The sequence below is a fragment of the Synergistaceae bacterium genome (assembly GCA_021372895.1).
In the GTDB taxonomy this organism is placed as follows: domain Bacteria; phylum Synergistota; class Synergistia; order Synergistales; family Synergistaceae; genus JAJFTP01.
Window position 1 is genome coordinate 34873 of record JAJFTP010000060.1, and the last position, 25778, is coordinate 60650.

At 49.6% G+C, this 25778-nt stretch carries 24 protein-coding genes; 1 reads left to right on the forward strand and 23 read right to left on the reverse strand.

The window, feature by feature from the left end; translation table 11 throughout:
* Positions 1 to 49: 49 nt before the first annotated feature.
* The 5 genes from LLF78_05450 to thrC form a co-directional block, all read right to left on the reverse strand.
* Positions 50 to 835 carry a Nif3-like dinuclear metal center hexameric protein gene (locus LLF78_05450; protein MCE5201936.1) on the reverse strand — a complete coding sequence of 262 codons (786 nt, stop codon included), beginning with the start codon at positions 833 to 835 and terminating at the stop codon, positions 50 to 52.
* Between the two features lie 151 nt (positions 836 to 986).
* Positions 987 to 1985, reverse strand: coding sequence for an aspartate-semialdehyde dehydrogenase (locus LLF78_05455; protein ID MCE5201937.1), 999 nt, complete (start codon positions 1983 to 1985; stop codon positions 987 to 989).
* A complete protein-coding gene (locus LLF78_05460; protein ID MCE5201938.1) occupies positions 1985 to 3220 on the reverse strand; it encodes an aspartate kinase in 1236 nt (411 codons plus the stop codon). Before LLF78_05460 ends, LLF78_05455 begins: the two co-directional genes overlap by 1 nt.
* A complete protein-coding gene (gene thrB / locus LLF78_05465; protein ID MCE5201939.1) occupies positions 3220 to 4182 on the reverse strand; it encodes a homoserine kinase in 963 nt (320 codons plus the stop codon). Before thrB ends, LLF78_05460 begins: the two co-directional genes overlap by 1 nt.
* Positions 4182 to 5219, reverse strand: coding sequence for a threonine synthase (thrC, locus tag LLF78_05470; protein ID MCE5201940.1), 1038 nt, complete (start codon positions 5217 to 5219; stop codon positions 4182 to 4184). The genes thrB and thrC overlap by 1 nt, the downstream gene beginning before the upstream one ends.
* 452 nt (positions 5220 to 5671) lie before the next feature.
* Between thrC and greA the strand changes: the two genes are divergently transcribed.
* Positions 5672 to 6163, forward strand: coding sequence for a transcription elongation factor GreA (gene greA / locus LLF78_05475; GenBank protein ID MCE5201941.1), 492 nt, complete (start codon positions 5672 to 5674; stop codon positions 6161 to 6163).
* 170 nt (positions 6164 to 6333) lie between these two features.
* Here the strand turns inward: greA and LLF78_05480 are convergent, their stop codons facing one another.
* The 18 genes from LLF78_05480 to truA form a co-directional block, all read right to left on the reverse strand.
* Complete coding sequence (locus tag LLF78_05480) at positions 6334 to 7275, reverse strand: D-alanine--D-alanine ligase (GenBank protein MCE5201942.1); 942 nt, start codon at positions 7273 to 7275, stop codon at positions 6334 to 6336.
* Between the two features lies 1 nt (position 7276).
* Entirely contained in the window at positions 7277 to 8998 is a 1722-nt protein-coding gene (locus LLF78_05485; protein MCE5201943.1) for a hypothetical protein, read from the reverse strand.
* Positions 8998 to 9429, reverse strand: a complete 432-nt coding sequence (locus tag LLF78_05490; GenBank protein ID MCE5201944.1) for a hypothetical protein — start codon at positions 9427 to 9429, stop codon at positions 8998 to 9000. Before LLF78_05490 ends, LLF78_05485 begins: the two co-directional genes overlap by 1 nt.
* A 131-nt stretch (positions 9430 to 9560) precedes the next feature.
* Positions 9561 to 10574: a hypothetical protein gene (locus tag LLF78_05495; protein MCE5201945.1), complete on the reverse strand. Its 1014-nt coding sequence runs from the start codon at positions 10572 to 10574 to the stop codon at positions 9561 to 9563.
* Between the two features lie 24 nt (positions 10575 to 10598).
* Positions 10599 to 12200, reverse strand: coding sequence for a CTP synthase (locus tag LLF78_05500; GenBank protein ID MCE5201946.1), 1602 nt, complete (start codon positions 12198 to 12200; stop codon positions 10599 to 10601).
* A 69-nt stretch (positions 12201 to 12269) separates the two neighbouring features.
* Positions 12270 to 13652 (reverse strand): peptidoglycan DD-metalloendopeptidase family protein, encoded by a 1383-nt coding sequence (locus tag LLF78_05505; GenBank protein MCE5201947.1) that lies wholly within the window; start codon positions 13650 to 13652, stop codon positions 12270 to 12272.
* A 66-nt stretch (positions 13653 to 13718) separates the two neighbouring features.
* On the reverse strand, positions 13719 to 14933 hold the full coding sequence (rho, locus tag LLF78_05510; GenBank protein ID MCE5201948.1) for a transcription termination factor Rho: 1215 nt from the start codon (positions 14931 to 14933) through the stop codon (positions 13719 to 13721).
* Between the two features lie 315 nt (positions 14934 to 15248).
* Positions 15249 to 15704, reverse strand: coding sequence for a hypothetical protein (locus LLF78_05515; protein MCE5201949.1), 456 nt, complete (start codon positions 15702 to 15704; stop codon positions 15249 to 15251).
* A 60-nt stretch (positions 15705 to 15764) separates the two neighbouring features.
* Complete coding sequence (locus LLF78_05520) at positions 15765 to 16658, reverse strand: DUF4392 domain-containing protein (GenBank protein ID MCE5201950.1); 894 nt, start codon at positions 16656 to 16658, stop codon at positions 15765 to 15767.
* A gap of 7 nt (positions 16659 to 16665) precedes the next feature.
* The gene (gene pfkA, locus LLF78_05525; GenBank protein MCE5201951.1) at positions 16666 to 17628 is read right to left on the reverse strand and encodes a 6-phosphofructokinase; all 963 of its coding nucleotides are present in this window, start codon (positions 17626 to 17628) and stop codon (positions 16666 to 16668) included.
* A 144-nt stretch (positions 17629 to 17772) separates the two neighbouring features.
* Positions 17773 to 18453, reverse strand: a complete 681-nt coding sequence (locus LLF78_05530) for a hypothetical protein (GenBank protein ID MCE5201952.1) — start codon at positions 18451 to 18453, stop codon at positions 17773 to 17775.
* A gap of 52 nt (positions 18454 to 18505) precedes the next feature.
* The gene (metK, locus tag LLF78_05535; GenBank protein ID MCE5201953.1) at positions 18506 to 19702 is read right to left on the reverse strand and encodes a methionine adenosyltransferase; all 1197 of its coding nucleotides are present in this window, start codon (positions 19700 to 19702) and stop codon (positions 18506 to 18508) included.
* A gap of 156 nt (positions 19703 to 19858) precedes the next feature.
* Complete coding sequence (locus tag LLF78_05540; GenBank protein ID MCE5201954.1) at positions 19859 to 20305, reverse strand: GNAT family N-acetyltransferase; 447 nt, start codon at positions 20303 to 20305, stop codon at positions 19859 to 19861.
* Positions 20298 to 20561: an alcohol dehydrogenase gene (locus LLF78_05545; protein ID MCE5201955.1), complete on the reverse strand. Its 264-nt coding sequence runs from the start codon at positions 20559 to 20561 to the stop codon at positions 20298 to 20300. Before LLF78_05545 ends, LLF78_05540 begins: the two co-directional genes overlap by 8 nt.
* A 17-nt stretch (positions 20562 to 20578) precedes the next feature.
* A complete protein-coding gene (locus tag LLF78_05550) occupies positions 20579 to 21784 on the reverse strand; it encodes a DUF3084 domain-containing protein (GenBank protein ID MCE5201956.1) in 1206 nt (401 codons plus the stop codon).
* A 192-nt stretch (positions 21785 to 21976) separates the two neighbouring features.
* Positions 21977 to 23344, reverse strand: a complete 1368-nt coding sequence (gene lat, locus LLF78_05555; GenBank protein MCE5201957.1) for an L-lysine 6-transaminase — start codon at positions 23342 to 23344, stop codon at positions 21977 to 21979.
* Between the two features lie 538 nt (positions 23345 to 23882).
* A complete protein-coding gene (locus tag LLF78_05560) occupies positions 23883 to 24935 on the reverse strand; it encodes a rod shape-determining protein (protein ID MCE5201958.1) in 1053 nt (350 codons plus the stop codon).
* Between the two features lie 83 nt (positions 24936 to 25018).
* Positions 25019 to 25777: a tRNA pseudouridine(38-40) synthase TruA gene (truA, locus tag LLF78_05565; GenBank protein MCE5201959.1), complete on the reverse strand. Its 759-nt coding sequence runs from the start codon at positions 25775 to 25777 to the stop codon at positions 25019 to 25021.
* Position 25778 lies beyond the last annotated feature (1 nt).

Below are 25778 nucleotides of genomic sequence, written 5' to 3' on the forward strand. Positions count from 1 at the left end.
CACGTCCCTTTCTTATAAAAAACGATGGTAAACGCCAAAGTCGTTTACATTAAATCAATATGCGCCGTGTCGGAGTTTCGCGCACAAATTCTACGCGCAGACCTGTCTCTTCTTCTATAAGGCCGGCAAGTGCAGGAAGCGAGACCTTCTCCATCTCGCCATGGTCAGTCACTATTATGTTGAGTCCCATGCCGAGTGCGTCCTGCCTTTGGTGGTATGACATGTCCGCAGTGATAAAAACATCCGCGCCGCTTTCAAACGCTTCGTACCACATGCTTCCGCATGAGCCTCCGCCAATTGCGACTTTTGTGATCGGGCGGAATTCATCGCCGTAACATAAGCAGCAGGAAAGACGCCATCGCTCCTTAATGCGTTTCAGACATTCGGCCATACTTATCCGTTGCTGAAAACTGCCGACCGCTCCAATTCCCCACGCTCCGTCCGGCAATGCGGGATATGCAAGCGGCACTATGCCTTCAAGCTCCAGTTTCTTGGCAAGACAGAAATTTACACCCTCAGGCGAAGAGTCCCAGTTAGTGTGGGCGGCATAAAGTGCGACTCCGTTCTGCAGGGCAGCGGCTATCGCCTGCGAGGCAGGCCTATCCAGCACGATAGACTTCATTGCGTGAAAGATTGCAGGATGGTGCGACACAAGAAGCTGACAGCCGTTGGCAGCTGCCTGAAAGACAGAATCCGTCGTCACATCAAGGGCCAGAGCAACACAAGAGACAGAAGAGGTCGGATCACCAACCGCAAGGCCTGGATTGTCCCATTCTTCCGCCCATGAGACAGGGATCCTCTTCTCTATTTTACTGACAACATCGCATAACATCATCACAGTGCGCCTCCCGTCCAGTCAGCCAATCTATTCTATTACACCGGAGCAAGGCGGTCAAACGACGGAGCAACTGTAACTTTAATACGCTGACAAAACATAAATTGCGCCATAAAGCAGCATAAACACGCATCGCAGGATATGATATGGATCAGAGCAGTTCCGCTATTTGCACTGCGTTAAGCGCGGCCCCCTTGCGCAGATTATCGGAGACGACCCAAAACGCGATCGCGTTATCCAACCCTGTGTCCCTGCGGATCCGTCCCACATATACCGCATCCATACCGACGCTTTCTGTCGGCATTGGGTAAATATCATTCTTTGGGTCGTCTTGTACAATGACCCCATCCGCCTTCTCAAGGATTTCTCTGGCACGCTGAGGCGTGATATCCCGTTTGAACTGAGCCGTAATTCCCTCCCCATGTCCCCTGAAAACAGGGACACGGACATTTATGCCGCTTACGCGCAGATCCGGAAGGTGCATTATTTTGCGCGACTCATTGACCATTTTCCACTCTTCCTCAGAGATCCCTTCATCGTCGAACGGACCGATATGCGGCAGGAGGTTGAAAGCGATCCTATGCGGATAGACACCATCGTTCTCCCATTCTATGCCGTCAAGCACCGCCATGCTGCCGCTGCTGAGCGAATCGATCGCTGCCTTCCCTGTGCCGGCGACCGACTGGTATGTGCTGACGTTCATATAGACGAGGCCGGCTTCCTTATGAAGTGGCCATAGGGCAACAACGGCCTGTATAGTGGAACAATTCGGATTTGCTATTATACCGGTGTTTTTCTGAGTATCTTCCGGGTTTATTTCCGGCACAACAAGCGGCACTTCAGGATACATGCGCCATGCGGAGCTGTTATCGATCACTGTCGCACCAGACTTAACCGCTATAGGCGCCCACTGCCTCGATGTCTTTCCGCCTGCGGAGAAGAGCGCGATGTCTGTTCCTTTGAACGAGTTTTCATTTACGGCCTCTACCGTAAGCTCCTCTCCGCGAAAGACAACTTTCGTCCCGGCCGAGCGGAGTGACGCCAGGGGGATAAGATCTGAGACAGGAAAGTTCCTCTGCTCAAGAATTTTAAGCATCTCACGGCCGACAAGTCCGGTCGCCCCTAGGACGGCAATTTTTTTAGCGTTCATCAGAATACAGGCTCCTCTATAAATCTCTTATGCAAAGCTCTAACTGCATCCTCGGCGCGGGCCGAGTCCACTATGCATGTTATGGCAAGCGCCGTTGAAGCTATCATCTCTATATTGATCCCCTCTTCAGCAAGGATATTGAACATCCTGGACGGGATCTCAGGGTGGTTTGCTATTCCGGCGCCTACAATGGTAACACGCGCTATTTCCGTGTCAAACGAGACCCCCTGAGCGTCTATCCTGCGGCATATATCACGGCAGACCTGTATCGCCGTCTCCAGATCGGTCTTCTTTACGAGAAAACCTATGTCATTGACTCCTCCCCTCATGTTGTTCTGGATTATCATCTCCGCTCCTACCCCACTGTCTGCAAGACTCGAGAAAAGACGCGCCGCAACGCCTGGGACATCAGGAACTCCAAGCAGAACTATTTTCGCAACTCGTGAATCATGTACCACTGCTTTTATGATAAGGCCCTCTGTTACCGGATTGCTCATGACCCATGTTCCCTCCTCTTCCACAACAAAGCTTGAACCAACATAAAGCGGGATGCCGTAGCGTGCCGCCATCTCGACACTGCGCGCCTGGAGCACGTTTGCGCCCTGTACGGCCATCTCCAGGCACTCATCAAAACCGATCTGACTTATTTTGCGCGGATTCTTTACGACACGTGGGTCACCGGTCATGATCCCGGTAACATCCTTCAAAAGCTGGCACGAATCCGCACCCAGAGCCGCAGCTAGCGCCACGGCGGATAGATCCGAGCCTCCGCGTCCCAGCGTTATTATATCGCCGGTGTCCGTTATTGCCTGAAAACCAGTCACCACTGCGACAGTTCCCTCATTCAGCACTTTTTCCACCGCATCGGCTTTTATCCTGTAAATACGACCCTCCATGGGGAACCCCTTGGCCATTATCCCGGCCTGCTGAGCTGTAAATGACTGGGCCGGAAGTCCAAACTGCTGAAGCGCAAGCGATAGGAGAGCCACACTCTGCTGTTCACCTGTCGCAAGCAGCTGATCCATCTCTCGGCCATTGCCCGTCGCTGCAACATCACGTGCAAGAGCCAGCAAATCATCCGTCATATTGCCCATTGCCGAAACCACAACTGCAACACGGCTACCCTTGTCACGGATATTTTTTACTATCTGCGCAACGTGCCTCATCCTATCTGGTCCGGCGACCGACGTGCCGCCGAATTTAAGTACTGTGAGTGGAAGTGTCCTCCAGTCCATCACTCACACCTCCGAACTTTATCTATTTCAGCCTTAAGTCCCATGTCAATCTCTACTCTGGCACCCTCGGCGCTCCCGTCCAGGACAAAAAACTGCGAGCGAACGCCATATTCAGTGAAAGTATGGCACATCACCTCGGCAACCCTCTGTGTCGGGCCGTTGACAAAGGCAATTATACTGGGGCCTGATCCGCTGATAGCCACACTTATGCATTCCGGAAGTTCTTTTACGCGTGAGAAAATAGCATCTCCGCCCTTGAAAAGCCTGCTGCGATACTGCTGATGAAGCCTGTCATCCATGCCCCATTTGAGATATTCCCATTTCCTTGTCGCCCATGCAGCAGTCAGGAGAGCTGCGCGGCCAAGATTGAAGACGGCATCCTCAAACGGGACCTGCTTAGGCAAAGCTTTACGTGCATCAGATGTATTTACCCGTTCATCAGGGACAGCTACCACGCAGAGGACCTCCGGCGGAAGCGCCGGAAGCTGTACATAACGCAGATCCTCTCCGTCCCAGCAGCTTACGACCATCCCCCCGAGGAAACATGGGGCAACGTTGTCAGGATGTCCTTCAATGATCGTCATTGCACGGAGAAGTTCATCTTCATCAGCACATGATCCGGTCAGATGTTTCGCTATAAGGACTCCGGCCACAACAGCTCCGGCAGAACTCCCAAGACCCCTGCCGAGAGGTATTATATTATGACACCAGAGAGAGAACCCCGGAGCATGGACTCCCCAGCGTCTGCATGTCTCTTCGTATGCATTGATGACAAGGTTTGCCTTGGGGTCTGAAAGCTCCCTTGATCCCTCACCCTGCACTTCTACCTCATACTCTCCTTCAGCCATTATCGCGACGACCTTGAAAATGTTATAAAGCGACACAGCCATTCCGATCGAGTCAAAACCTGAGCCAAGGTTTGCACTGGTCGCAGGGACCCTAAGCGTTATAAGCGGATCCATCACTTCATCACCTCCAGCAATTCATCAAGGCTGTCCCCTATTTCTATAGGCCTGCCGACCTGAGACATTGCGGTGTCCGGATCTTTGAGCCCATTGCCGGTAAGTACCATGACGACGCGTATGCCCCTAGGCAGCCGGCCAAGGCTCTTAAGTTTCACAAGCCCCGCGAGAGGGGCACAGGAAGCCGGTTCCGCAAATACTCCCCCCTTAGACGAAAGCAGGATCTGCGCTGAAAGTATCTCTTCGTCAGTGACTGAGTTAAACTCACCCCGTGATTCTTTTACCGCTTCCCTGGCAAGTTCCGCGCTTACCGGGTTGCCGATACGTATAGCTGTAGCGATCGTCTCGGGATAAGGACACGGTTCGCCTGTGACGAGCGGGGCGGCTCCTGCAGCCTGAAAACCCATCATCCTCGGAAGCACGACTGTCTTTCCGATATCCATGTACTGTTTGTAGCCTGCCCAATAGGCGCTTATGTTTCCTGCGTTGCCGACCGGCAGCGCGTGCCAGTCAGGCGCTTTTCCCAAGGCTTCGCAGACCTCCCATGCCCCGCTCCTCTGTCCCCAGAGGCGATATGGGTTAACTGAGTTTACTATTGCAAACCCATTATGTTCGGCAGCCTCACGCGCCATCTCAAGCGCTCTGTCAAAGTTGCCGTTAACTGCGATTACAGTTGCGCCGTACATAAGCGCCTGAGCAAGCTTTCCAAGAGCCACCTTGCCTGCAGGAAGAAGCACATAGCACGGTATCTGCGCCGCAGCGGCATAAGCCGCCGCCGATGCCGACGTGTTGCCGGTAGAGGCACAGACAAGGGCCTTCGCCCCCTCTTCCAGAGCCTTCGCTACGGCCATGACCATTCCCCTGTCCTTAAATGAACCTGTAGGGTTACATCCCTCAAGCTTTCCCCACAGGTCTATCTCAAGAAGTTTGCTTATAACTCCAAGATATACAAGGGGAGTGTTTCCCTCTCCCAATGTTATGCGCGGCGTCTTATCGGTAACCGGCAAAAATCCTGCATACTTTTCAATTACTCCCATGTCAGATCCCTCCTTACAGCATAAATCCATCCTGTTATTATATGTGACCGCTATAATAAAATTGCCGCCCCCAATAAAAAAGGAGGCGGCATAATATCCGCGGTTCCACTCCAGTTCAGCCGATATAAGAAACTCGGCCCTTGTGCGCGCTGTACAGGGCGCTCCCTGCTGCCTTATCCTGAACGGCTTCGGCAACTGCTCCGGGGTGGTCTTCAGAGACTTTGCATCCGGGATCTCTCATCACCGGTTTCCCGGGATCCCATCTCTGTGATGCAGAATATCCCTTACTGTCCCCATCATAGCATCAGTAATATTCGGATGATTGTCAGCGTTTATACAACTATCACATATAATTGTCAAGTAACTCCAAGATAAAGTTTGATATTTTTTATTTTATCTGGTAAAATGCACTTCGCAAAGAAGTCTATATATTTTAGGTGGGGTGGCGTCACATGGCAGCAAAGACAGTTGAAGATAAAGTTGTGATGACCCGTGAGGGATACGATAAACTCAAAGCGGAGCTTGTCTCTCTTCGTGGGGACGGCAGGGCGGAAATAGCCGCTAAGCTGGAAGAAGCCCGCGGCTTCGGTGATTTGAGTGAAAACGCGGAATATCATGCGGCGAAGGAAGAACAGGAAAAACTTGAAAACCGCATATTATGGCTCGAATATCAGTTAAGCAAAGCACAGGTGGTCGAGGATAAGGACATTGACACAAGCCGCGCTAGCCTCGGAACTACGGTTACACTCAAGGATATTGACATGAAGAAGACCTTCACTTATACACTAGTGGGTACAGAAGAAGCTGACATCAAGGACAACAGGATCTCCGCGGCCAGTCCTGTCGGCAAGGCTGTATTGAGCAAAACTGCGGGAGACGAAGTCATAGTCAGAACACCGCGCGGTATCCGTCACCTGAAGGTAATGAAGATCTGCCTCAAGTAATATAGACAGACACACCGGCACATTGCTGTACTTCAGATATCCGCAGGCAAAATCAAATATTTCCTTGCAACGGATCAAGGTGCGTGACCATCCTTAACCACGCGCCTTTCTCCTGTTTTGCAATGCCTTGCAGCTCAGATGCCACATTAGAGCCAGCTCTTATGACCAGGCTACAGGCTGCGTTTTATTTTAAACGATACCCTTATTATACTCTCCAGGAACTCGGCAAAGTCCATGCCATAAGCCTTCGCTGCTTTCGGCACAAGACTTGTGGCAGTCATTCCAGGTGCTGTATTGACCTCAAGCGCGTATATCCTGTCATCCTCTGTCACTCTGAAATCCACCCTGCTGTAGGCGCGGCAGCCAAGGCATTTATGCGCGGTAACCGCGATTTCGTTCAAACGTGAAGCTGCTTCGGGCGAAAACGGCGCGGGACATATATACTCGGTGCAGCCGCTCGTGTATTTATTCTTATAATCATAGAACCCGACCTTTGGCCTGATATCTATGGCAGGAAGCGCAATAACGTCGCCGTCATTCTTCTCCCACACCGAGACTGTGATCTCTCTGCCCGGGATATACTGCTCAACCAGTGCAAAATCCTCTAACTCCCAAGCCACAGCGAGTCCCTGAATAAGCGCTTCTATCGTTGCCGCCTGTGTAACTCCGACCGTGCTTCCGCCGCCTTTGGGTTTGACAATAAGCTGTCCGTATTTTTTTAGCATCTCTGATTCGGGTACTCCAACGACGCTTCCTTTTTCTTTCATAATGCCGTAAGGCACGGGCACTCCATTCTGAATAAATACTTGCTTTGATACATTCTTGTCCATCGAAAGCATGCAGGCCTCAGGCCCTGAGCCTGTGTAGGGGATACCAAAGGCTTCAAGGCAGGTCTGAAAGCGCCCATCCTCGCCCCATCCTCCGTGCAGGGCAACAAATACCCCGTCTGCGCCAAATGAGTCCCATTTTTCCACAAAGCTGCGCGGTGATTTCACATCCTCAAGAATGATGCTATGCCCTGCCGCTTCCAGCGCTTGGGCGACGGATGCGCCGGAATTCAGCGAGACCTCGCGCTCGGGGCTTGTTCCGCCATATGCTATTACAATTTTCATATCAGTTCAGCCCTCCTTCCTTTATGCCTGCAGGAACCTCAAACGGATCGTAAATCTCTGAAAGTCCAAGGCTCATCTGTGTATCAGGGTAGGCATTTATCATAAACTTGAGCCCTATAGACAGTTCATCATCAGGCCTGCTGTCCCGCGCCCACAATTCCCATGTTATACAGTGTTTTTTGTATTCAAGAGAATAGATCATCTCTGCAATTTGGTTATCTATCATGTCATAGCCGGCGCGAACGGAAAGCGTCCATTGTTCCCATGATTGGTTTCCAGGCATCGTATAGCTTATTTGCTGATATATATCCTCCCTGTCAAGGTACCTGTCCCAAAAAAGAGGCGAACCCCCGCTGACCCAGCGACGGGAATAAGCGGTCGCGAGCCCGACTGATCCGATCCCCCAGCGAAGACCTATTACAGCATCAGCTACCTTCTGAGTGCTGTCGTTATCGTCATCGTAATCGTAATACCAGTATGTTGTGTTGTAAAACGGCCTGATGGCCAGGCTGGCTATCTGCGGTTCACCATATATCTGCGCTCCCACTCCCAGACGTCCTGCCCACGGGCCGGAAACTTCCACATTGTCCTGATAGCGGCCCCACATGCCAAAGAAGCGGTAGTATCCGTTTAGGGCAAAATCTCTGAACCATGGGCTGGTAAAAGAAAACTCAGGGGAACGCCATAAGTTGAAGCGCGTATCCATACCGACGCGCATCTCTGTCTCCACCAGCTCACGCTGGCTTTCCATCAGAGATGCTCTCCATCCGTTCGGACTGTTATAGTTTATTCCCCATTTCTGACGCCACATGCTGTCTCCGTCATCTTTATTATATGTCTTTTCCGTTGCGGTAAAGATCTCTACATTTTCAGTAATTTTCTGATATAACCCCAGCGTTGCCTCCCATATATCATCTGTCCAGTAAGTTGCGCCGATGTCGATCTGGCCTCCGTCCCACGATATGGGGCCTCTCATTCCGATCCCGGCACCCTTGTCAGAATCATAGCCTATCATAGGCATTACATTGGTAGTTTTTTCATCCTCACCGGCAAGTGATGCTATGTAATCAAACGGATAAGTGAAGAGCAGGCTTTTACCAAGGTAGACCTGCGGGCGTTTAATCACTACTCTTTTACCCGGGATCACTATGATTTGTTTTGAGACAAATTTATAGCATGGATTGGTAAAATCGCAGGTCGTCGATTCTACATCGAGCCATTGTGCCAACATATCATCATCGGTTCTTTTTTTAACGCTTCTTTTGGCGACGAGCTTCTGTTTTATTGCCTCATCAAGCGGCATAACTTGTAAATCACTGCCCTTGAAAAAAATAGCATCAACTTTGCCGGAAGTATTTGTCATGACTCCCTTGCGTGTCGCTATATTGTACTGCAGACTCTGACCTGACAGCCTGTTGCCATTGACTAAAAGCGTTACAAGATTACGGCTGTCAGAGAATGCCTTTATTACTTCGCTGTTAGTATCGTATTCGGCATAAGGAGCAAAGATGCGCATGTTCTTATTGCGCATCTTTACGTTTCCTTCGGCACTTGCTATACCTGTGGCGTTCTCATAGGTAAGCTTATCTGCATCCAGCTGTATCTCGTTTTGTTTTTCCTCCGCCGCACTGCAGGGAGAGGAAAAACAAAGAACGACGATAACAAAAACAGACAGACATACGACCAGCAACATATTGGAACAAGCCGGACGAGAATTGCCCATCACTTTTTCCACCGGACAGTGCAGCCGTTCGTTAACCTGCATTCGCCAAACTTCATATTAAATGATCCCTTTGCTCCTCTTACTTCAACAGAAGCATCTTTAAGCACGATCCCTTCAGAAAAATGCCAAGTCTCGGCAACGGCTTCATAATATGCTTCTCCGGCAGTTATTGAATACTTTTTTCCGCCTTGCAACATTTCCCCATCCGCCTGTCTCAGAGTAACATCATTATTATCCCTGGCGAAAGTCCCTTCTAACGCGAATAACTTAGACTCTCCGCCAGAAGGCTCTTTGATCGTAATGTCTATGGACTGCCCGCTGATCATGCCATCCTTGTGTTCAACCCTCGGAGATATAAAAGTCCAGTGTTTTCCTTCAATATCGCGTTCAACAGTTATGTTCTCAACAACTATATCCGGTATTTTCGTCATATCCCCGACGCCCAGGTGCAGATCCCTCCAAAAGTAAACTGCAAGCACGACCGCAATAAGAAGGGCAGCGCCAAAAACAGCTTTTCTTCCGGACAAGTTACCTATGCTCACAGGCAGGGCCGGACCTGTTCCTACTTGATCGCAGGCGTGCTGCCCTGAGGCACTGACACATCCCCGGAAGACACCATTGATGATATCTGCGCCGGTACTTTATAGCCCTGCACCGTGTTTACCCCTACTGTTTCAACATAGAACAGGGTGCCTTCCTTAAGCTCTTTGTCTGAACCCCTGACTAAAAACCCGCTTGCAAGCCCAAGGGGACCGAGCAGAACCGCTCCGGCAAAGCTCGCCCCAACAGCCCCTACGGTAGCCTGATCCGCTTCCATTGCCTTCTTGGCAGATTCACCCATTGTTACCGGTACAGAACCTGGACCAAGTACCTCAAGCGCGTCAAACTCAATCTCTATCTCTGATGGACGCCCAAAACTACGCGGACGTTTTACCTTAGAGACGTGTGCAAAGACACGGCTGCCCTTCGGCGCGACAAGAGTCTGATTTACCACGACCTCTTCGATAAGGTTCAGCACCACCTTGTCATCAACTTTGACGTTGCTGACCGACAATGTCTGCGCAAGAGCAGTCTTGACTATTGTCGTTGCCGGGACCTCTGCAGGCGACGACATCGCACCTTCGGGCAGCAGCTTGATTATGACCTTCTCTATGCGTGATGCCAAAGCTCCGCCCAGCACAGCTCCGTCCAGAATAGACTCAAGCGTCTCCACGCGACGCGCAAGGGGCCACGCCGGATGTATCTGCTGAGAGACGGCCCATTCGGCAACGGAAAGCTTAAAGAGTACGGATGGCTGCGTCAGGCTGCCCTTTTCAAGAAAATCGAGCATTGCTGTCTGACGTTCGGTAAGACTCCCTGGAAGTTCTCTCCCAAACACATCCTTTTCCGCATTTGTAAGTCTGGATATAAGCCCGCCGCCCTGAGGCGCACCGTATACTATAGTCTCTATCCTCTCCAGCGTATGAAAAGCCGGACCTCCGTCAGCCACAACGGTGTCGGCAGCCATTGCCGGCATAACTGCAATTGCCGCACAGAAAAACAGAGCAAAACAAAATAATAGAACACGAAATTTCATCTCTTTGTGCCTCCCTTCAAATCTCTAAGCGTCGGATCTTTTCAGTGCCGCCGCAATAAAATCCCTGAACAGCGGGTGCGGTCTGACTGGTCTTGAAAGAAATTCAGGGTGAAACTGGACTCCTATCATCCATGGGTGGTTGACGTTCTCAATGATTTCGACCTGGCCGCCTGTCGGGCAGATACCCGCGATCTTCATACCCGCCTTGTCAAATAGTTCTATATATTCGTTATTAAATTCAAATCTGTGCCTATGACGCTCACTGATATGACCGGTCCCGTATATTTTCTCTGATTTGGAACCAGGCTGTATTTCACATGGATATGCGCCAAGGCGTGATGTCCCGCCGATACCTGCGACGTTTCTTTGTTCGTCCATAAGATGTATTACGGGAAAGGGAGTATTTTCATCCATCTCAATGCTATTGGCATTCCTGAGCCCCAGTACGTTGCGGGCAAATTCTATGACCGCGACCTGCATACCGAGACAGAGTCCCAAATAGGGGATTTTTTTTTCTCTGGCATATTTTGCGGCCGCGATCTTTCCCTCGACCCCCCTTTGACCGAATCCACCCGGTACGAGTATTGCATCTGCGCATGAAAGAATATCATCGACGTTTCCGGCTTCAAGTTCCTCTGCCTCGACCGGAAACATCTTCGCCTTGATCCCATTTGCGATCCCAGCGTGAGCTACAGCCTCATTTACACTCAGGTATGCATCTTTTATGCCGGTATATTTGCCGACCAGCGCAACTGTGATTTCCCCGCTAAGGTTATCATACCTGTACAGAAAATCATTCCAGTCGCCCATATCAGGTTCGTGTTCAGATGAAAGCCCAAGCTTCCTGAGAGCCATCATATCAAACCCCTGTCGGTGCAAAACCGACGGGATACGATATATTGAATCGGAATCTAATGCCTCTATAACACATTCAGGAAGAACACTGCAAAAAAGTCCTATCTTATCTCTGAGTTCGCGCCCGACGGGATACTGCGAACGGCATACTATAATATCCGGCTGTATCCCTATACGCCGCAGTTCATTGACGCTGTGCTGTGTAGGCTTTGTTTTGAGTTCTCCCGACGCGGCGATATACGGCACAAGCGTGACATGGCAATACAGCAGGTTCTCCCTGCCGATACGGCCTGCAAGCTGGCGAATCGCCTCCAGATAAGGAAGGCTTTCAATGTCACCGACTGTTCCGCCTATTTCAGCAATTACGACGTCTTTGTCCTCACCGACCCTGAGTATGCGATCCTGTATCTCGTTTGTTATGTGGGGTATTACCTGCACAGTCGCGCCATTGTAGCCGCCCTCGCGCTCGCGCCGGATCACCGCAGAATATACCTTTCCTGTGGTACAGCTGTTCTCTCCGGTTATTGCCTCATCAATGAAACGCTCATAATGTCCCAGGTCAAGATCCGTCTCGGCGCCGTCCCATGTCACAAATACCTCTCCATGCTGAAAGGGGCTCATTGCACCGGCATCGACATTGATATACGGATCCATCTTTATTATGCTTACCTTGAATCCTCTGCGTTTAAGCAGCACACCCAGGGAAGCCGCCGTAATACCTTTTCCCAGTGATGAGACAACTCCGCCCGTTACAAATATGTACTTTGTCATCTGATTAGCGCCCCTTTGCTGTACCTTTGCTGTACTTTTGTCGTACTGTCTGTCCTTAAATTTTGCGATTTATTTGAGGAATCTGATAGGGTTGACCGGCGATCCGTTGCGACGCACCTCAAAGTGCAGATGGTTGCCTGTTGAACGCCCGGTGCTGCCGACCCGCGCGATCGTCTGCCCGGCCCTGACAAAAGCACCGCTTCCCACGACCAGGCTGCTGCAGTGTCCGTAAAGGGTCGTAAGACCACCGGGATGTGAAATGACAACAGCCTTGCCGTATCCGCTCATCCATCCGGCATAAACGACACGCCCATCACAAGCTGCCATGATACCGCGCCCGCGCGGAGCCCTGATGTCAAGCCCTGAATGGAACAGACGTCTGCGTCCGAATGGGTTGCGGCGCCATCCGAATGAGCTGGATATATTACCTATCACAGGCCAGCGGAATCTCCTCGATGCCGACGAGGTTATCCTGCTTGTGGCATATCTTGCGATTTTTTTACCGCCGGATTCCGCAACAGCCACGATCTTAGCGCCGGGCAGGAATATTTCCTGTCCGATGATAAGACCCGCATCCCCGACAATGGAGTTTGCCACCAGCACAGCTTCCTTTGAAGAACCATACCTGTCTGCCAGCTTTGCCACCGAATCATTTCTTGAGACCCTGACGAATATACCGTCCTGGTTTGGTATACGCAGTGTAGTGCCAAGTTTTAACGAATTGATATCTTTAAGTTTGTTTGAACCTATTATCGTATCGAGATCCAGGTTGAACCGGTTTGATATGGACCAGAGAGTGTCCCCGTTTTTCACAACGTATGCGGTGATTGAGATCGGTTTTACCTGTTTCCTCATTGCAATTTCAGCTCTCTGCAGCTTCATGACGTATGAAAGCGTCTGGGGCACATACTCGGGACTGTCAGGGACATATAGCACCTCTGAGTAATGCAGTTTCTCGCTTGGATTCAGGGCATTGGCCCTGCGGATATCTGACGCAGGGATACCAAATTCTTTTGCTATTGACTCAATAGTGTCGCCCTCTTCAAGCACGACTTCCTGCCAGTGGATATCTTCATCGAGCGTTGTTTTGTCGGCACTTGAAATCAGTCCGTCGCCCCTCGACAGAACACCATACAATTTTAGCTCTTCCGTTGTGAGTGATGGAACGCTTGGAAGGGGCCCTATTCCCAGCGGAACGACTTCTGTCTCCTCAGACGCCTCGGCAGGCGACCCCTCGAGAGGCAGAATAGCAGATACATCTGCCATTATAAAACCACGGTTATCCTCCGGCTTTTCTGCCGTAAAGTCGCTATCGAGCCCCATCCAATACATACCGGCTCTCTCTGCCGCGATTGCGGCAAAGATCACAGCCGCACCCGCAGCGATCAGGACAAACAGACTGAAACAGATAGTCTTTCTTTTATTCAAAATTATTTCAGATAGTCTGAACATATATCAGCCACCCCATCCTCAAACTTTGAATTCAACCCTGCCATATCATTATACGATTTCAGATTTCTAACTTACCTTTATTGTAGCAAGAAATTCCCTGTTATTAGCCGTACTGCGCAATTTATCCAGAATGAGATTCAATATTTCAGACTCATCCATATTTGCTGTTTTGCGCCGCAGCGCCCAGATACGCTGAAGATCGTCATCAGGGACAAGCAGTTCTTCCTTGCGCGTACCCGATTTAGTTATATCAAGAGCGGGGAATATCCTCTGTTCCGAAATCTTACGGGATAGATGGACCTCCATATTCCCTGTCCCCTTGAACTCTTCATATATCACATCGTCCATCCTGCTTCCGGTTTCAACCAGCGACGTCCCTATTATAGTCAGGCTGCCGCCAAATTCAATATTACGAGCCGCACCGAAAAATTTCTTCGGGAAATAAAGCCCGGCGGGATCCATACCTCCCGACAGAGTCCTGCCGGATGGCGGCACGATAAGGTTAGAAGCACGTGCAAGCCTTGTTATCGAATCGAGCAAAAGCACGACATCCTTCGAGACCTCGACAAGTCTTTTCGCCTTCTCAAGCGCAAGGGCTGCGACACGCATATGCTCCTCTGCCGGCCTGTCGAACGTGGAAGCAATTATTTCGCCGTCGACGGAGCGCATCATATCGGTAACTTCCTCCGGGCGTTCGTCAATGAGCAGCACCATGAGAATGACTTCCGGATGGTTTGTAGTTATCGCATTAGCCAGGTTTTTCAGAAGGGTCGTCTTTCCAGCCTTAGGCGGAGATACTATCAGAGCCCTCTGGCCTTTCCCAATCGGAGCAAAAAGATCTACTATCCGCGTAGCAACAATATTCCTCTCGGTCTCAAGGGTAAGTTTTTCATTTGGGAAAATAGGGGTAAGGGTTTCAAAATGTGGTCTTTTCCTTGCTGCTTCAGGATCTGTAAAGTTTACATTTTCTACGCGCAACAGAGCTTCATAATGTTCCTGATCTTTTGGCGGACGGATTATTCCCCAGACGACATCTCCGTTGCGAAGCCCAAATCTTCGTATCTGTGACGCAGAGACATATATGTCGTTATTACTGGGCAGAAGCCCGGAGGGACGCAGAAAACCGTACCCGTCAGGCAGACATTCCAGAGTGCCTCCGCTGAAGCGATAGCCCATCTTCTCTGCCTGTGTCCTAAGTATATCGATTATAAGGTCATCTTTGCGCCGCGCAGAGATAGATGAAACCCCGATCTCTTTTGCTATTTTTCTGAGTTCGGTCAGTGTCTGCCCGGCAAGGAAATTAAAACCAAGTTTAGGATGGGTATGCTTGTACTGCCCCTTTTCGTTCTTCTCTGGCTCCGCAGAGCCTGAAACTTCTACTGCGGATGGAACTTCCGCTGTCGTTTTTGGCACAGCATCCGCGGGACCGGCACCTTGTGCTTCATCCTTAACTTTTATGGTCTCAGGCTCCTGTCTCACTGGCAACACCGATTTGACAGCTTTGATGGCTGCCTCTTCAGTCTTTATCTCCTGAACTCCTTCTGTTTCTGTTTCCTTCTTTTTCCTCGGCAACGCTCTTGACCTCCCGGTCTTGTGTCATTTCCTTCTGACCACATTGAAATTTATTTCCGACCAAACTTTGGTCGGTGTTGAAACCATAACGCGATATGAACCGACCGGCAAGGGGGTACCCTCTTCTCGGAGCAGATAGAATGCCCTCTCTCCGTCTTTTGCCATAAGTTTAATAGACTCTGAAAGTACAAGTTCTTTTCCGTAATACCACGAAACTGCAATGTGGCTCCCCTCACTGGCTGAAGAGTAACGAAACCATAAGCATATCTGACGTGAACCATATGGGATGCTGTTGCCGATGTTTAAAGGCTGACGATCATCGTCGAGCTCCTGACATATCACTGCCCGCTCAATACGGAAAGAAACTCCAAAAAGACCGCCGCTTAGACTCCAGGCACTGAGCAGGAGCAGAACTATAACACTTATGCCGAGAAAGACAAGCGGTCTTTTGCCGGATACGCTTGTTTCATGATACTTCATATAAGACCACCAATCTCTGACAGATTATTCTACCATGAGAATGATACAAAAGACAAAAAATTAGATTTGAAACCTTTTCCAGATATCAAAAAGACCGGAGACCACGGCTTCATGGAACTTAAGGGGAAGCCCGTCAACTGAAAACCCGACTCTTCTGCTTATACCGTCAACTGCACCGCTGCGGACAAGCGCATCCATCATTGCACGCTCATCCCCTCCCCGGTGTCCGCGCCAGACTCCCCAGATATGAGATAGGGCCGCTACCAGCGCGTAACCTCCCCAGTTACTTACATCAGCCGGTATGGCAATATCAGTGCGAATGACCGAAAGGCATTCTCTATAATCGGGAAGTATATCATAAAGTTCGGAGATAAAATTTCCCATTCCAACCTCGTTGCCGCCGTCACCGATACCTATAGTTGAAATGTTCTTATCTGAGCATGCTATGGCAAATCCATCAAGCTTTGGCGTCCACGCTGATATATTGTTTTTTCTTATGTTGTAGTAATTACCGTCTGCAGCACGCCCCAGCCTCTCAATAAAAATGATGCCGTCAGGCGAGAAGGAATCGATCACTTCGTCTGCCTCAGCCACATTCACACATTCGGGAGGTAATCCTGCAGAGGCTGCACAGGCTCTAAAAACGTCCAAACAAAGATGGTCTGTCCATATTTCCACAGCGGCGCCCTGCTCCAGAAACGCACGTGCAAGCATAACCGCCCCGCCCGGTCCGTCTGTCTCAGCCGCTCCTGCTGATGGGACAAAAAAACCTGAAACTACTGCTACCTTTGAAAACGTTGAAATTTTCTCTGCCGCCATCTGCCAGTACTCCGGACGGCAAAGCCCGGATACTCTCCTGCCGCTTCTGTCCAAAGCAACGACAGATGTGAGCTCCTGTGCAAATTTTAAAGGGACTTGGTTCTTTGTCTTTGTTCCTTCCCTTTTATAACACATCTATCATCTATATGCTCAGGGTATCGACAAGACGCAGCATATCGGGATCGAGAGGTTTTTTTTGTTCCCAGGCAACCTGAAGAGGAGAAGCAACGATACTGCCTCCGACACGGCCCACCATCATCCCAGTCTGTCCCTCGAGAAGCAGTTCTACGGCAGCGGAACCCAGTCTCGACGCAAGAACAGTGTCAAAACATGACGGCGCCCCGCCGCGCTGCAAATAACCAAGAACGACTATACGCAGATCGTAGTCGCTATGGTCCTTGAGCTTGGCGGCAAGTTCCGAAGCGGACATCACTCCCTCTGCAAGGACGATCAGGGAATGCGTCTTGCCCTCCTCCTTAGCGTTATGCAGCTTTCTGGCTATTGCCTCTATATCCACAGGGATCTCCGGCAAAAGAACAAATTCCGCACCACAGGCGACCCCGGTCTCAAGAGCCAGGTAGCCGGAGCGACGCCCCATAACCTCAATAATAAACATTCTGTCATGGCTGGACGCGGTATCGCGCAGCTTGCTGATGCATTCTAGCGCCGTATTGCAGGCGGTGTCAAAACCAATTGTACAGTCAGTGCCTGCTATGTCGTTATCTATCGTTCCAGGTATGCCTACGACCATAATGCCTCTTTTGTGAAGTTCCAAGGCCCCGCGATATGAACCGTCGCCTCCGATTACCGCCAACGCATCAATGTCATTTTCTTTGAGCTTCGATACTCCTAAATTGACACCCTCAGGTCTCATAAAAGCATCACAGCGGGCTGTACGGAGGATCGTGCCGCCATGCAGGATGATACCTCCGACAGAACTCCTCGTCATCGGCAGAAAATCACCCTCAAGCAGGCCTTCATAGCCTCTGCGTATCCCGACCACCTGTAACCCGTGATAAAGGGCTGTGCGCGTGACGGCACGTATAGCCGCGTTCATCCCGGGAGAATCACCTCCGCTTGTAAGAACACCTATCCTGCGTAACATGCGATTACCCCTTCTTTAAAAACAAAAATCGTCTTTTTACAAAGACATTATAACAGTCCTCACCTAAAGAAACATGAACTATATACCATAGCATGCCAAAGATAGAAAATACCGATGTCTGACCCGATTCACGCCGTAAGTTTGCTACAATCCGGCTGTTCCGTCCCAAGCCTTTTCGTTCTCTGCCGATGTTATCCTTCTTGTCCAGACTGCAGCCGCCGTAACCATGCCTCCTGCGGATTCTACAGCATGTTTCGCAGCTCTCAGCGTACCGCCTGTCGTATAGACATCATCAACCAGCAGGACCCTTTTACCGGAAACACTTCGTACATCCGCCTGCAACGCATCAGCCGGCATAGACCTTCTCTCGTGCACCCGTTTACCGGTCTGCGTACCGAGCTCAAATTTCCATTCCAGCGCGTGATGATCACAATAAGTATGCCTGACTTCGGCTATCCCCTGTGCCAGCATCTCAGTCTGGTTATATGCCCTTCCGCTCGTCTTGTGCAGAGGGATCGGGACTATAACGTCGGATTCCGTATAGGGGAGCATCTTGCCTATGAGCATACCCATAGGCAATCCTAAACTGCGTACATTGCGGTATTTAAGTCTCAGGATCAAATCCCTCGCTATGCCTTCGTGTACCGCAAGAGCAAAACACGGCACCGAACCGTAGCAACAATCCACCCCGTAACGACCGCCGCAGCAAAGACAGTACGGCGGGAGCGGAGAGGCAACGGATCCGAGACATACAGGACAATGTGATACGCCCACCCTGCCGCATACAGGGCAATGTTCGGGCCAGACAAGGTGGGGCATCAACATTATAATTGATTTAACAGCCAGTTTCAGATGGATCTTAATTTTAAAATCCCTGTTAGGATTTTGCCGCTTTTTTTAGAATTTCCGCTTTGTCAGTGCGCTCCCAGGCCGGCATCGGATCAACGTCGACACGCCCCATGTGTCCATAAGCAGCAATGCGTTTGTATTGAGGCTTGCGGAGGTCCAAGTCCCTGATTATAGCCGCAGGGCGGAAATCGAAGTACTCTATAAGCAGTTCCTTTATATTATCATCTGATATTTTGCCGCTTCCGAATGTCCTGACCATGATAGAGACAGGTTTTGCCACACCTATAGCATAGGCGACCTGTATCTGGCATGAGGATGCCAGTCCTGCTGCCACTACGTTCTTCGCGGCATAACGCGCCATATATGCTCCGGAGCGGTCGACCTTAGTCGGATCCTTGCCTGAAAATGCCCCCCCGCCATGGGGAACAGCTCCTCCATAAGTATCAACTATAATTTTACGGCCGGTAAGCCCGCTATCCGCCTGTGGGCCGCCCATAACAAACCGACCTGTGGGGTTCACCAGGATACGCGGCTTACTAACTATAAGATGCTCGGGAATTATCGGCCTGATCACATACTCTTCAATATCCGAGGATATCTGTGCCTGATCAACCGCAGGATGGTGCTGTGCACTTATAACTACCGTGTCCACACTTACAGGTCTGCCGTCGATGTACTCCACTGTAACCTGGCTCTTCCCGTCGGGACGCAGATATGGGATCGTCTTGTTCTTACGGACCTCTGCAAGCCTGCGTGCAAGCCTGTGTGCAAGCGAGATCGGCAGAGGCATAAGCTCTTCCGTCTCATCGCATGCATAGCCCACCATGAGCCCCTGATCTCCGGCACCAATTTTATCTATCTCGTCATTCGAGAGGTAACGTGCTTCCAGTGCCTTGTCAACTCCGCGTTTTATATCGACGGACTGTTCGTCGATCGCGGTAATAACGGCGCAGGTGTCACCATCGAAGCCATACTTGGCTCTGGTGTATCCCACTTCTTTTACTGTGCTTCGCGTAATTTTCGGAATATCCACGTAGCAGTTCGTGCTTATTTCTCCGGCCACTACAACAAGCCCCGTGCTCACAAGTGTCTCGCATGCAACTCTTCCGTTTGGATCTTCCGTCAAAATGGCGTCAAGGATCGCATCGGATATTTGATCTGCGAGTTTGTCCGGGTGTCCTTCCGTCACTGACTCAGACGAGATAAGATACCTTTCTTTGCTCATTTCAAACACCTCCGTATATTTTACTGTGCCACAGACACAACGCTGCCATTCTATTATTCTTTATTGATCCTGTACAGGGGAAAAACACGCACATGATCCCAATGCCGCAGCCGTGCGAGAACGCAGGCTGATCCACATTTGGATTTTTGCCTCGTTTTAAGAATATTCAATTGGCCGGCGCTGAAGAATAAGCAGACCCTCCCTGGTTTCAAACCCCAGTCTGGTCATAAATCCCGTGAGTTCGCTGGTGTAGGTGACAAGAATAGGTATGGGTTTGATCGCAGGATGGTCAAGTGCATAATGCAGCAGGTCAGATCCAAGGCCCTTCCCCTGATGATCCGGGTGTACAAGTATGTCCCAGAGAGACCCCCTGAACACAAAATCGGTCATTATGCGGCAGAAAGCGACAAGCTTGCCATTATAGCGGACAGAGAAACACATACTTGTGCCGAACAGCATTTTCTCTATCTGTTCAAGCGAGCGGCTGCGGCCCCAGCGGGTGAACATATACAGCTCCTGCAGGTCTTCCGGTGTTACGGCAAGTTTGCTGTCATAGTAACAGTAACCGGAATATTCCGACTTTGCATTATCAGTGTTAGCCATCCCCAAACTCATCCCCGTCGTCTTCATCATGCATATCCTGCATTCCAGACTTATCTGCCGCGATTTTAGACAGAGCAAGCCCCCCGATTATTTTACGCAGGTCACCGCGACGTGCATCCTTGCTTACGGCTATCTCCATAACCTGCCCCGCACCACAGCGCTTGCACGTCCACACCACATGAGCGATACCGCTCGCGTCAGGCGAACCGGCCAGCACTTTTAACTCTCCGCATTTCTGACAAGCAACTATTAGCATATAGTGATCTTCTTCCGTTAATTATTTTTTAAAATAAGCTTTACGCGGACCGGACCCTCTGTATAAATGTCTTCTGCAGCTATAATATAAAGTTTTATGCCGGTCTTGCTTTCCGTTATTTTCTCTATCGCATCAATAAATTCAGCCGTGTCCATCGATCCGACGTTCCCTGTAAGCGGATTCCTCAGAACGCCCTCCCTTGCCGCATGCACATTGACATCCCTGAGCGCCCTGAATACAAGTTCTTCAACCTGTTCGCGCGGCATACCGCTTTCAAATCTCTTTTCTGAGAGAACTTCTTTAGCCTTGAATATAAGCTTGGTATTGAACACCTCTGTCTCCGCCATTACGGGTTCGCCCTCTACTGCATTTGTAAGCGCGGTCAGTCTCACAAGCCAGCGCCCAGGAGAGCGGGTAAGTGTTTTTTTGACTTTTTCTATCGATTCGTTGTCTACCTGCAATGACTCTATATCTTCCGTCTTTTTACCGAACCTGTAAGCAAGAAGTGTGCGCCCTTCATCGGCAAGTCTGTCAATGATCTGATCTATCTGCTGTTCTGTAATCACATTGGCAGATATGACTCCCTGCGCAAGTATTTCTCCTGTAAGCGCGGCTATCCTGCCTTCCCTGAGACGCTGTATGCCAGCTTTAAGCTGTTCCGACTCCTCTTTAAGCAACTTAACAGATTCTTCAAGTTTTTTGCTTTCTGATTGCAGTCTGCTTTTTTCCATTTGGAGCTCTCTTTGTTCCTTTTCCGTCTTTTCTTTTACGGCTTTCATTTCGACAAGCTGAAGGCGTGCCTCTTCAAGGCTCTTTGTAGCGCGTGAGAGTTTCTGTTCGACTCTCATCAGCTCATCCTGCTTCTCCTGAAGATCGCCCTTACTTTCAAAGAGTTCTACTTCCATCCCCTGAAGGTCCGACCTGTTTTTTTGAAGTTCCGCAGTAAGGTTTGTTATCTGATTCTGGACATAATTCATGCTGAACAGCGCGGTGCGGACAGGTTCAGACGCGGCGCTGACGACAAACAGCGTCACAATAGCGATACCCACGCCTGTAAGCACGGATATTATCCTGGATGTATACTTAGGTCTCAGTTTAAGGAAGGTGATCCTTTTCCTGCCGAGTTTCATGCCGATTATATCGCCGGCCCATGCAACGATCGCACTCGCAATTATCAGGGTACCCAGCAGGCTCCAGTTCATTTCTTTGAGGAGCTCGAACAAAGACACCACCTCCGCATTCGTACAAGATGACGATTTTCTATATATCACATGCAATCTCATTATAGCAGGATATTTTTACCTGCTCGCAAAAAATAATAAATATGGCCGGACAAACTATACTTCTTCAAACAAAAGATCCGGCCTCAGGCCGGATCTTTTGTTATACAGATATGTCTTTTGTGTCTTTCGTAATTACTTTGTAAATACTGCCTTTGCCGCCTTGCGTGAGATCTCGATCCCTTTCTCTATGTCCGCAACGGGCACATTGAGTGCAGGGCGGAAGCGGACTGTATTGCTTCCGCAGCCGAGGATCAGCATGTTGTTGTTGTGGCACTCCTTGAGGAACTTGTCGCGGAGTTCCGGGCAGCAGATGTCATATGCACACATAAGCCCCTTGCCGCGGACGTTAGAGATGTATCCTGAAAATTCTGATTCGAGTTCCTTGAGCCCTTTGTATAGCGCCGGTCCGGCTGTGTTCGTGACATAGTCAAGGATCTTCTCTTCACGGTAGATCTCGAGGTACTTCGTTGAGCGGACCATATCGACAGTGTTGCCGCCCCATGTTGAGTTTATCCTGCTGGAGACAGTGAAACAATTATTCTCAACTTCATCGACACGGGGACCCGCTATAAGCCCGCAGACCTGCGCCTTCTTCCCGAAGGAGAAGATGTCAGGCATCACAGGGGTATGATGCTGCCATGCCCACATCTTGCCGGTTATGCCCATTCCGCACTGAACTTCGTCGAAAATCAGCATTATGTCAGATTCGTCGCAAATGTTGCGCAACTGCTGGAAGAATTCTGTACGGAAGTGGTTGTCTCCGCCTTCTCCCTGGATAGTCTCGATAATAATAGCCGCGATCCCGTCAGGATCATCCATAATCGCTTTTTTGATCTGCTTGATAGACTGCGCTTCGAGCCATTGCACCACACCGAGGTTGTCCTCCAGGGGGAATGTGATTTTAGGATTGAGTACACGCGGCCACTCTGTGAACTTGGCGAAACGCTGGTGTTTGTTCGGGTCGTTGGTGTTTGTCACAGAAAGGGTGTATCCGCTGCGGCCGTGGAATGCTTCGTTGAAGTGAAGGATCTTGGTCCCTTTTTTGCCGTCATAGGCATCGCCCTTTGAAATCTTGCCCGCCGCAAGAAGCTTGCTGACTTTCCAGTCCATTGCGACCTTGAAGGTGTTTTCGACCGCCAGCGTGCCGTAGTCTATCAGGAAGATATGCTTAAAGCCTTCGGGAACTGCAACTTCGCCGAATGTCTTTATAAACTCTGCCATTTCCTGGGTATAGATGTCGGAATTTGCAACTTTATTGATAGCAGCGCGGAAAATCTTTTCTTTGAACTCCGGGGTCTCGAGTTTCGGGTGGTTCATCCCAAAAGGCGATGATGCAAAGAACGTGTAGAAGTCAAGCCAGTTTATACCCGATACTGAATCGACAATGTGACTTCCCTTTGACTTCTCCATGTCAATGACAATATCGAATCCGTCACGTAGCATCAGCTTCTCGATGGTTGGGAATACATCCTTTGGCGCTACTGAAAAGTTTGCTGACATTAGAACTACCTCCTTAGATTTTTTGTACTGTGTCATAAAAAAAGTTCATTATTATAATTGATTTATACTATAAGTGTAGCCTTCATAAAGATTAAAATCAAGGCTTAATTTCCAGACAACTATATTCAATTTACACATTCCCACCCCCATGAAAAATAGCAAAAATATAAATTGTCAGAATTAAATCCCCCGTTGGAAATTTACAAGCATTTTTAGGATCAAATACCCGATTTTTAATAAACTTTATTACTTTTAATTATGGCATTTATTACTTGTATTTAATTTATTATTAAACATCAAAAGAAAATTCTGAATATTTATTTTCTCTAACGTGAATTGAAGATAAGCAAAAAAACTCTATTCTAGTCTACGTTTATAAATTGCACAACAATTTTAGTTTCATTTCAAAAAATCATGGCTGTTATTCCATTGCCAAAATACTAAAATTTTAGATACAGCCATACTATCGGCAAAATATTATTCCCGGTATAAACTGACTATTCAGGGAAACAGCCAGGCCTGCTTGACTGCTGTCTCGTCAACGCCATTTATATCCTCGCTTAGTTGCCGAATATACAGCTCCGGTTTCTTTAAGTTTATCCAGTGATTCAAGAGCTATTCCCGTGCCAAGCGCAACACACTCCGCCGCTGATTCCGCCACTACGGCATTTATTTCAGTTTCTTCGGTTATAAGTTCGGTAAGTCCGCGGAGATAAGCTCCTCCGCCCGTAAGAATTATTCCTCTGTCAATAACATCTGCGGCAAGTTCAGGCGGTGTCTTCTCAAGGACCCTTTTTATGCCGGCAATTATGCTGTTGACCGGCTCTTCTATAGCCCGTGCGACATCCACACTGGATACAGTCATCTGACGAGGCAGGCCTTGGATCAGGTCCCGGCCCCTTATTTCCATCGTCATATCTTCTGATGCCCGTGCAATGTCACAGGCTCCGATCGACTTTTTTACATCCTCGGCAGTCTGGTCGCCGATCGCAAGGTTATACTGCCGCCGCATATAGCGTACAAATGCCTCGTCAAACTTATCTCCGCCGACTCGCAGCGATTCGAAAACGACAAGCCCTCCCAGTGACGCAATGGCGATGTCAGTAGTGCCGCCGCCTATATCTACAACCATATTGCCCACAGGTTCACCAACCGGCATGTTCGCTCCTATTGCCGCGGCCATTGGTTCTTCTATCAGATATGCTTCCTTTGCGCCTACTTCAAGCGCGGCCTCAAGGACTGCACGCCGTTCCACATCAGTTGCGCCGGCAGGTACACCTATCATTATTCTGTGACGGACGATCCGCTCCACACCCGATGTAACTTTCTTTATAAATTCTCTGAGCATTACCTCTGTCATGGTATAGTCAGCTATAACGCCGTCCCTCAGAGGTCGTATCGCTACTACGTTTCCCGGAGTCCGGCCTATCATGATTTTCGCATCCTCACCGACAGAGAAGATTTTACCTGTGTTCTGATCCATCGCAACTACCGATGGTTCCCTCAGGACTACTCCCTTACCTTTAATAAATACTATAACCGTAGCTGTTCCCAGATCTATTCCTATATCCCTGCTCCACAAATCAGTCAGCCTCCCTAAAAAAACAGACACGCTTTCAATACAATTTTTAGTTCACATATGAAGTTATTCTACAACAGAACACCCATTACGTGTTAATCCCACGGTGACGGATCATAATTTATTTTCCATAGGAAAAGCCCGGCGGGTGGGAACGTTCTCCCGCCATCTCTTCTGTCATATTCAGGCTTGAATAATTCGTTTATCCATTCAGGGTCACGCTCTTTTTTAGCCACCAGTTCAAGGTTCCCGACTATTATACGCACCATATTTGTGAGGAAACCACTGCCTCTGAGATGAAGCCTTATTAAGCTGCCGCTCTTTTGCAGTCTTACACTGTGAAGCGTTCTGACCGTACTCCCATTCTTGTTTCCGCGGTGACAGAAGTTTCGAAAATCATGCTCTCCTTTGAGATATTTACATGCTTCTGCAGCAAGGGACCAATCATAGCCGCCTCCTTTGAGCCAGCAGGTAAAGGGTGCAAGGTGCGGATATATAGCGTTCCTGTTCCAGATAAAGTACATATACTCCCTGCTGACGGCATCGTATCTTGCGTGAAAATCAGGCCTTACTTGCGTCAGGCGCATAACAGTCACGCCATCAGGCAGTTTTGAATTCAGCGCGAGCATAAGTTCGCGGCTGTCCCACTTCCTGGATATGCCAAAGCTGCAGACCTGGCCGCGGGCATGCACTCCGGCATCGGTACGTCCGGCACCTATAACGTCAACATGCTTGCCATTGAGGAATGAAAGACCATCCTCAAGAACTCCCTGCACTGAAGTGAGCCCGGACTGACGCTGCCAGCCATGAAACATTGAACCGTTATAGCTTATTTCCGCCGTATAGCGGACCATC